The organism is Burkholderia sp. Ac-20384 (genome assembly GCF_017104605.1).
GTDB lineage: Bacteria > Pseudomonadota > Gammaproteobacteria > Burkholderiales > Burkholderiaceae > Burkholderia > Burkholderia lata.
In genome coordinates this window covers 1-7963 of record NZ_JAAGPE010000373.1, presented here as the reverse complement: position 1 = coordinate 7963, position 7963 = coordinate 1, and the positions used below count along the sequence as shown (strand labels likewise).

7 protein-coding genes and 1 pseudogene are annotated in these 7963 nt (G+C 66.8%); 5 read left to right on the top strand and 3 right to left on the bottom strand.

What is annotated here, in order from left to right; all coding sequences use genetic code 11:
• The 3 genes from G3O00_RS37430 to G3O00_RS37420 all read left to right on the top strand — a co-directional run.
• On the top strand, positions 1-1195 hold a 1195-nt coding region (locus tag G3O00_RS37430), incomplete at its 5' end, for an NAD(P)/FAD-dependent oxidoreductase (RefSeq protein WP_206146025.1).
• A gap of 45 nt (positions 1196-1240) precedes the next feature.
• Complete coding sequence (locus G3O00_RS37425) at positions 1241-1771, top strand: hypothetical protein (protein ID WP_206146024.1); 531 nt, start codon at positions 1241-1243, stop codon at positions 1769-1771.
• Positions 1768-2361, top strand: a complete 594-nt coding sequence (locus tag G3O00_RS37420) for a peroxidase-related enzyme (protein WP_206146023.1) — start codon at positions 1768-1770, stop codon at positions 2359-2361. The genes G3O00_RS37425 and G3O00_RS37420 overlap by 4 nt, the downstream gene beginning before the upstream one ends.
• Positions 2362-2471: 110 nt before the next feature.
• On the opposite strand, the gene G3O00_RS37415 is transcribed toward G3O00_RS37420, so the two are convergent.
• Both G3O00_RS37415 and G3O00_RS37410 read right to left on the bottom strand, forming a co-directional pair.
• A complete protein-coding gene (locus G3O00_RS37415; protein ID WP_241025515.1) occupies positions 2472-3116 on the bottom strand; it encodes a methyltransferase in 645 nt (214 codons plus the stop codon).
• 432 nt (positions 3117-3548) lie between these two features.
• Positions 3549-3980, bottom strand: a complete 432-nt coding sequence (locus G3O00_RS37410) for an Lrp/AsnC family transcriptional regulator (RefSeq protein ID WP_006479718.1) — start codon at positions 3978-3980, stop codon at positions 3549-3551.
• Between the two features lie 298 nt (positions 3981-4278).
• On the opposite strand from G3O00_RS37410, the gene G3O00_RS37405 reads away from it, so the two are divergent.
• Positions 4279-5358: an ornithine cyclodeaminase gene (locus G3O00_RS37405; protein WP_206146022.1), complete on the top strand. Its 1080-nt coding sequence runs from the start codon at positions 4279-4281 to the stop codon at positions 5356-5358.
• Between the two features lie 72 nt (positions 5359-5430).
• Positions 5431-6432, top strand: a complete 1002-nt coding sequence (locus G3O00_RS37400) for an arginine deiminase-related protein (protein WP_206146021.1) — start codon at positions 5431-5433, stop codon at positions 6430-6432.
• Between the two features lie 90 nt (positions 6433-6522).
• Here G3O00_RS37400 and G3O00_RS37395 read toward each other — a convergent pair.
• Positions 6523-7963: pseudogene (locus G3O00_RS37395) on the bottom strand (molecular chaperone DnaK); the annotation flags it as partial.

Here is a 7963-nt window from a genome sequence, read left to right as displayed (position 1 = left end):
GTGGGTCACGTTCGCGCGAATGGACACGCTGCGCTCGCCGAAGCAGCTCGCGGGCCCCGCGCTCGGGCTGCCCGCGCTGACGTTCCGCGCGTGGTTCGAAGCGCAATACGGCCGCGACGCGTGGGATGCGCTCTACAAGATTCCGCGCGCGCAATGGATGGATTACCTGCGCTGGTACCGGCGCGTGCTCGACCTGCAGGTGCGCAACGACACCACGCTCGTCGCGCTGCGTCCGCGCGACGACGGCCTGCTCGCGCTCGATGTGCGCGGCAACGGCGAAGCGCAGACGCTGCTCGCGCGGCACGTGGTACTCGCCACCGGCCGCGACGGGCTCGGCGGCCCGTACGTACCGCCCGTCGCGCAACGCGCGCCGCGCACGCGCTGGGCCCACTCGTCCGAACCGATCGATTTCGCGGCGCTCGCGGGCAAGCGCATCGGCGTGGTCGGCGCGGGCGCGTCCGCGTTCGACAATGCTGGCACCGCGCTCGAAGCCGGCGCCGCGCGCGTCGACCTGTTCTTCCGACGCACGGACATTCCGCGCATCAACAAACTGACGGGCATCGGCAGCCCGGGCCTCGTGCACGGCTACGCCGATCTCGACGACGCGACGAAATGGCGCTTCATGCACTACGCGCTGACATCGCAAACACCACCGCCGCGCGACAGCGTGCTGCGCGTGTCGCGTCACGAGCATGCGCATTTTCATGCGGACAGCCCGATCGAGACGCTCGCGGAACACGCAGGCGGACTCGACGTAACGACGCCGCGCGGACGCTACACGGTCGACTTCCTGATCTTCGCGACCGGCTTTCATTCGGACTGGACGACGCGCGCGGAATTCGCGTCGTTCGGCACGCAGGTGCGACGCTGGAAGGATCGCTATCGGCCGGAGCCGGGCACATGGATCGACGAGCTCGCCGAGTCGCCCGATCTCGGCCCCGCGTTCGCATTCCAGGAGCGCGCGCCCGGCACGTGCGCGGCCATTACGCGGATCCACTGCTTCAACCATGCGGCAAGCCTGAGCCACGGCAAGCTGTCCGGCGATATCCCGGCCATCAGTGCGGGCGCGAAGCGGCTCGCGCGCGGGATTGCGAGCCGGCTGTTCGACGCGGACCGCGATCGCCACTACGACGCGCTCGTCGCGTACGCGAACGCCGAACTGCAAGGCGACGAATGGCGCGACGCCGACGCGTAAGCGCACGTCCACCGATCACACTGACGACGAAGGGAACCCGAAACGATGACTGAATCCATCACGCCGGCCGCTGCGCCGGACACGATCGACGCCGTAGCCGGGCTGCGCGACGGCGATGCGGTCGCCGCGCTACGCCGCGCACGCGACAAGGTGCGGCTTCATACGCGGCTGAGCGAAGCTGCGCTGTTCGATCCCGCGCTGCCCGATCTTTCGTTGATCGAAAGACTACACGCGGCACGGTATGTCGCACACCAATCGAATGCGCACGCATTGGCCGGCACTTATCGTGCACGACTGATCGACGCAGGCGGCACGCTCGACGATATCGCACGTGCCGACGCCGATGCATTCGACGCACTGCCGCGCCGCATCGGCGCGATCCTGGCGCATGCACGCCTGCTGACGCGCTCGCCTGTCGACGCACGCCCGTCCGATCTCGACGCGCTGAAGTCGGCCGGACTCACGACGCCCGCGATCGTCGCGCTGTCGCAGCTCGTTGCGTTCGTCGCGTATCAGTTGCGCGTCGCCGTTGCCGCGCAAGCGCTGCAGGCACGCACCGCCAGGGAGGCCGCATGACGACGACCGCTCACGGCTTCACGTCCGACACGCTCGGCTGGCGTGCGTGGCTCGACACCGTTTCGCTCGACGCCGCGACGCCGGATCAGCTTGCCGTGCTCGAAGCGAGCCACCCGCAAGCGAAGACGTCCGACTATTACCTGCTGCTCGTCCATCTTCCCGAGATCCTGCGGCAACGTTCGGGCGTATTCAACGCGATCATGTACGGCCCGGGCGGACTGTCGCGCGCGGAGCGCGAACTGGCCTGCACGGCCGTGTCGCGCGTGAACGGCTGCGTGTACTGCGCGTCCGTGCATGCGCAGCGCTTCACGCAGCTCACGAAACGCACCGACGCGATCGAGCAGGTATTCGACGATCCAGGGACGGCCGGCACGACGGCGCGCGAACGCGCGATCATCCGCTATGCGATCGCGCTGACGGAGCGGCCCGATACGGTCGACGCGAGCGATATCGCCGCGCTGGAAGCCGAAGGGCTGACGCATGAGGAGATTCTCGACCTGTCGCACGCGGTCGCGATCTTCGCGTGGGCGAACCGGTTGATGCTGACGCTGGGCGAACCGGTGTTTCCGGAGCTGGCGGCCGGCGCCTGACCACATGGCGGCACCTGCACCTTGACAGGTGGCCGCCCGATCGCGGTGCGGCACCCCGCGCGCCAATCTGCTTCATCGACGACGCGTGTGGCGGGCGCTCCGCATTCGCGTCAAAACAGGCCCGGAATCAGCCGGTACCGCACCTTCTCCTTGTACGCGCGATAGTCCGCGTCTTCCGACAACACGCGTTCCTCCAGGTAGATGCGCCCGATCTGCAACAGCATCCAGCTGGTGATCATGAACGCATTTCGGGGACTGTAGTTGGTGAGCACGAAACCGATTTCAGACAACAAATAGGCGGCATAGATCGGGTGACGCACGAACCGGTATGCGCCGACCGAAACGACGCCGCGATTGGCGGGCAGCAGACCGAACGAACGCCCCAGCGACAGTTTCGCGAACAACTGAAACGCGATCCCGCACAATAGCAGGCTTCCGCCGGCCCACTCGGGAATCAGTTGTGTACTGGCGTCCAGCTGATAGGTGAGGTAGTAGAACGTGCCCCCAATGGAAAAGCACACTGCAACGGGATGCCAGTCGCGCCGCTTCGGCAATTTCGCAAATGCCGACAATCCGACGGTCAAGGCCGAGGAGACCAGCAGCAAGATCAACGTGATCCGGCCTGGATTCTGGCGCCACGCCATGTAAGTCAGATAGGCAAATACGCCCAGCACGGTCACCGACGACACGCGAGCGCCGAGCTCAATCAGATCGATCGGCTCCGACTCCCCTTCCGCAACTGCAGCATGCGGCATCAGGGCGCTTTGCGCACATTCTCCCCGCCCCCCTGCATCCTGTATGGCCTGTTTCATCTTATCGCCCCGTCATTTATTGCGGCTTTTTATATTGCCGTTTCAGATTAGCATGCTCACTCTATTGAAGCAGACCAAAGTTCTGACTTTGTGACGTTGATTGGTGTAAGTCCCGAGAACACGGGCAAAAGGAAAACTGGCAGGGTTGAATGTCGCAGTTGCCGGACAATGCGCAGCGCGTTTCACGCTCTGGGGGACGAAATAACATCCGCCCTCCGGAAATGACTGGCTTGTATTCCGAATGAATTGGGGCCGGGTCAACATCAGGTACGCGACGGCTGTGATCGCAACGGCACAACGACGCCCGGCCGGCCGTGGATTTCGCACCGGCCCCCTCTTTTGCACGGCCGCCGCTGCTTTGCAGGGAGGCCCGCGTCACGCCTTGTGCGTCGACAGCAGGATACTCGTCTCGGTATTCGCGATCCCGTCGATCAGCCGGATCGCGCCGAGCACGCGATCGAAGTGCTCGAGCGAATCGGCATGCAGCTCGGCGACGAGATCCCAGCGCCCGTTGGTGCTGTGGATCGACGCGACGTTCGGATGCCCGCGCAGCACCTTCACTACTTCCGCGCCGCGATTGCCCTGCACGGCGATCGACATCAGCGCGCGGATCCGGTGCCGTTCCGCCGCCGGCTTGAGCCGCACCGTATAGCCGACGATCACGCCGTTCTTCTCCAGCCGCGTCAGCCGGTTCTGCACGGTCGCGCGCGCGACGCGCAATTCCTTCGCCAGCGCGACGACAGGCAGTCGCGCGTTGTCGCGCAGCAGGGCGATGAGCTGCCGGTCGACGTCGTCGAGCGTGATCATGAGCGGAGCTTCCTGTTGAACGTATCCCGGCCGCCAGCGTGCCGGAGACTGCACATTCCGACCAGCGGAACTTGATCAAATTGCCAGATTTGGCCAGCATTTTGACAAGTCTATCGATAAATCTGCCACTTTTGCCGTCTTTTTGTTGGCTCGACTCGCGGAAATAATGACTCTATCGACCGGCGGGACAGGCCGCGCCACCGCTTTCCGGGAAGCCGGGACCGGCGCCGAGGCCCCGCCCGGTCGACCAGAACGCCAGGGACACCCGTACCGGCACTGAGCATATGGAGACAGACGCATGACCCGCTTCCTCGACGTTCCCGCCACCGCCCGACTGATCGCCAAAACCGGCGTCACGACGTTCCTCCGCGAGCTCGTCGACACGCTGCGCGCCGATTACCTGCACTGGGCCGACTTCGACAAGTCACCGCGTGTCGCGTGCCACTCGCGCGACGGCGTGATCGAACTGATGCCCGTCGCGAACGCGTCGCTGTTCGCGTTCAAGTATGTGAACGGCCACCCCGTCAACGCCGCGCGCGGGATGCACACGGTGATGGCGTTCGGCGCGCTCGCCGAAGTCGATACCGGCTACCCGCTGCTGCTCGCCGAACTCACGCTGACCACCGCGCTGCGCACGGCCGCCACGTCGGTGCTCGCCGCGCAGGTGCTCGCCCGCCCCGACGCGCGCACGATGGCGCTGATCGGCAACGGCGCGCAGAGCGAATTCCAGGCGATCGCGTTCCACACGCTGCTCGGCATCGAAGAAATCCGCGTGTTCGACGTCGATCCGCATGCGACCGACAAGCTCGTGCAGAACCTCGCGGCGTACCCGGCGCTGCGCGTCGTGCGCGCCGCGTCGACCGCCGACGCCGTACGCGGTGCCGACATCGTGACGACCGTCACCGCCGACAAGGCGTACGCGACGATCGTCACCGCCGACATGATCGAGCCCGGCATGCACCTGAACGCCGTGGGCGGCGATTGCCCGGGCAAGACCGAACTCGAAGCGGGCGTGCTGCATGCGGGCCGCGTGTTCGTCGAATTCGAGCCGCAGTCGCGCATCGAGGGCGAGATCCAGCAAATGCCGGCCGACTTCCCCGTCACCGAGCTGTGGCGCGTGCTGCAAGGCGAGACGACCGGCCGCGAACGCGCGGACGAAGTCACGGTGTTCGACTCGGTCGGCTTCGCGCTCGAGGATTACTCGGCGCTGCGCTACCTGTATGCGCTCGCGCAGCAGCACAACGCAGGCGTCGAGATCGCGCTGATTCCGCCGGCCGTCGACCCGAAGAACCTGTTCGCGCTGATCGACGACCCGGCTGCGATCGCGCAGGGTCACGCGGCGTACGTGACCGAAGCCGTCGCCGCGTTCGCGCGCTGACCGTCATCCCCGGGCGGCCCGTGTGCCGCCCGGCCCATTGCCTTTCGCTCCTGCCTTTCGCTCCTGCCTTCCATGAATCTCGTATCGATCCAGGCGCCGGCCGCCGTCGTGATGATCCGGCCGCACCGCTTCCTGCCGAACCCGCAGACCGCGGCCGACAACGCTTTCCAGCGCACGGCCGGCAGCGCCGCGAACGACACGTCGTCGGTGTCGGCCGCCGCGCGCGACGAAGTCACCGCGGCTGCACAGACGCTCGCCGACGCCGGCGTGCGCGTGCACGTGTTCGACGACCACGGCGAGCGCGACACGCCCGACTCGGTGTTCCCGAACAACTGGTTCTCGACGCACCCCGGCGGCCATGTTGCGCTGTATCCGATGTATAGCGCGAACCGCCGCCGTGAACGGCGTGCGGACGTGATCGAGATGCTGAAGACCGAGTACCGCGTGCAGGACGTGATCGACTACTCGGGCCTCGAATACGACGATGTGTTTCTCGAAGGCACCGGTGCGATGGTGCTCGACCACGTCGCACGAATCGCGTACACCGCGCGTTCGCGCCGTGCCGATCCGGTCGCGCTCGAACGCTTCTGCACGAACTTCAATTTCGAGCCGATCTGCTTCGATACGGCCGATGCCGACGGGCGGCCGATCTATCACACGAACGTGATGATGAGCGTCGCGACCGAGTTCGCGATGGTCGGCCTCGACTTCATCGCCGGCAGCCGCCGTCGTGAAGAAATCGCGCAACGGCTGGCCGAAACGGGGCGCACGGTGATCGCGCTCGATGCATCGCAGATCGCGAACTTCGCGGGCAATACGCTGGAATTGTCGGGCAAGGAAGGGCGGGTGCTCGCGCTGTCGCGGCGGGCGTACGACTGCCTCACGCCGGTGCAGCGCGCGACGATCGAGCGGTCCGCGCGGCTGCTGCCGCTCGACGTGCCGACGATCGAACTGGCCGGCGGATCGGTGCGCTGCATGCTCGCGGGGATTCATCTCGCGCGGCGTTCGACAGCGCGCGATGCATCGGAAATCGAATCGGTGGAACGGCAGCGCGAAGCGGTGTCGCATGCCTGAAGGAAACGGCGGTTACGTCTCGTACTGACTGGCGCAACCGGATGCTTCGTCCTGCGAATGAGGTCGAAGCATCCGTTTCGTGACTGAACGTCACCCCGCCAGCAGCTTCAACCCCGCTGGCAGCGTTTCGCCGAACACGCGCACCGTGTCGGCTTCGTCGAACGCGATTGCCTCGCGCACCATGTCGGTCCACGCCGCCGATGCATTCGCGGCCGACAGGCGCTTGATCACGGCCGCACGTGTGTCGTCCGGCAGATCGCGCGAACGGTCGCCGGTCATCCGCGCAATCTGCGCTGCCGCGAATGCGGCCGGCTCGACCTGTTTCCAGTCGAGCGCGAACAGCGCATCGAGCCAGCCATTGACGACTTCCGCCGGCACGACACTGTGCGCGCTGCCGTAGAACGGCCGGCGCGCGCCGATGCGACCAAGCGCCCACGCGCACAGCGCGCGCTCGGCCGGCTTCTGCAATTGCGCGATCAGCCGCTCGGCCAGCTCGACCTTGCGCTCGACCGGCAGCCGCTCGAGCGACGCGGACAGCCGCGTCATGTCGGCCGGCCCGACCTTGCCCGGATCGAAAGGCAGCTTGCGTCGCTTGTCGTCGGTCGGTTCGAGGAACGCGATCGCGTCGCGTACCTGCGTCTGCGCATCGTCGTCGAGGCCGCCGGCCACGCGCCGCCAAAGCGTCCACCACTCGGACCACACCTGTCCGTCGGTCACGTATTGAATCCCGTCGTCGAACAGCGGCCACAGCTGCTCGATGCGCCACGCATCGAGCGGATGGCCGAAACCCGGACGCAGGCAATAGCCGGCGAGGTTCAGCCAGGCGCGTTCGTGATCGGCCGAGCGCCGCCGCCGCCGGGCGCGCGCGAGCAACGCGTCGAACAGTTCGCGCGCGAGCGCGACGTCCCACTCTTCACGCGCACCGAGCACCTGTTCGAGCTGCGCGCGCAGCCGGCGCGTGTCTTTCGGCGTGACGCCGGCGGCCTTGCTGCCGAACGAGCGCTCGATCAGTTCGATCGCCTGGTCGAGCCGCGGATGCCGCGCGAGCGCAGCGTCGTCGCCCTGCGCGGGCGCATCGCCGCGCAGCTGGAATTCGAGCCGCCAGCGGCGCGCCGCATCGTCGGTCGCGATGCAATGCATTTCGAGCGTGCCGACCTCGGTCAGCGACGCGGTGAGCTTCACCGGCGTTTCGCGCGCATCGCCGCCCGCTTTCGCGTCGACGACCGTCGCGATCGGCGGCAGCCGCACGAAATCGCCGCCGTCGAGATCGACGAGATCGCCGGGCCGGTATGCGGTGTCGGCCACCGTCGACACGAGGTGGAAACGCACCGGCTGCCCGAGTTGGAGCGCGAACGTACGATCGTCGAGCCGGATCTCGTGGCCCTCTTCCGCGCCGCGCGGCAGCAGGCAGACGCCGCGCGCGGCCGTGCCTTCGGCACCATCGTCGAGCACGAGGAAATAGCTGCGCGCGGAACCGCCGCCAAGACCGAAGCGCGTCGGGTAGGGAAATAGTGTAAGGCACTGCTTAGAC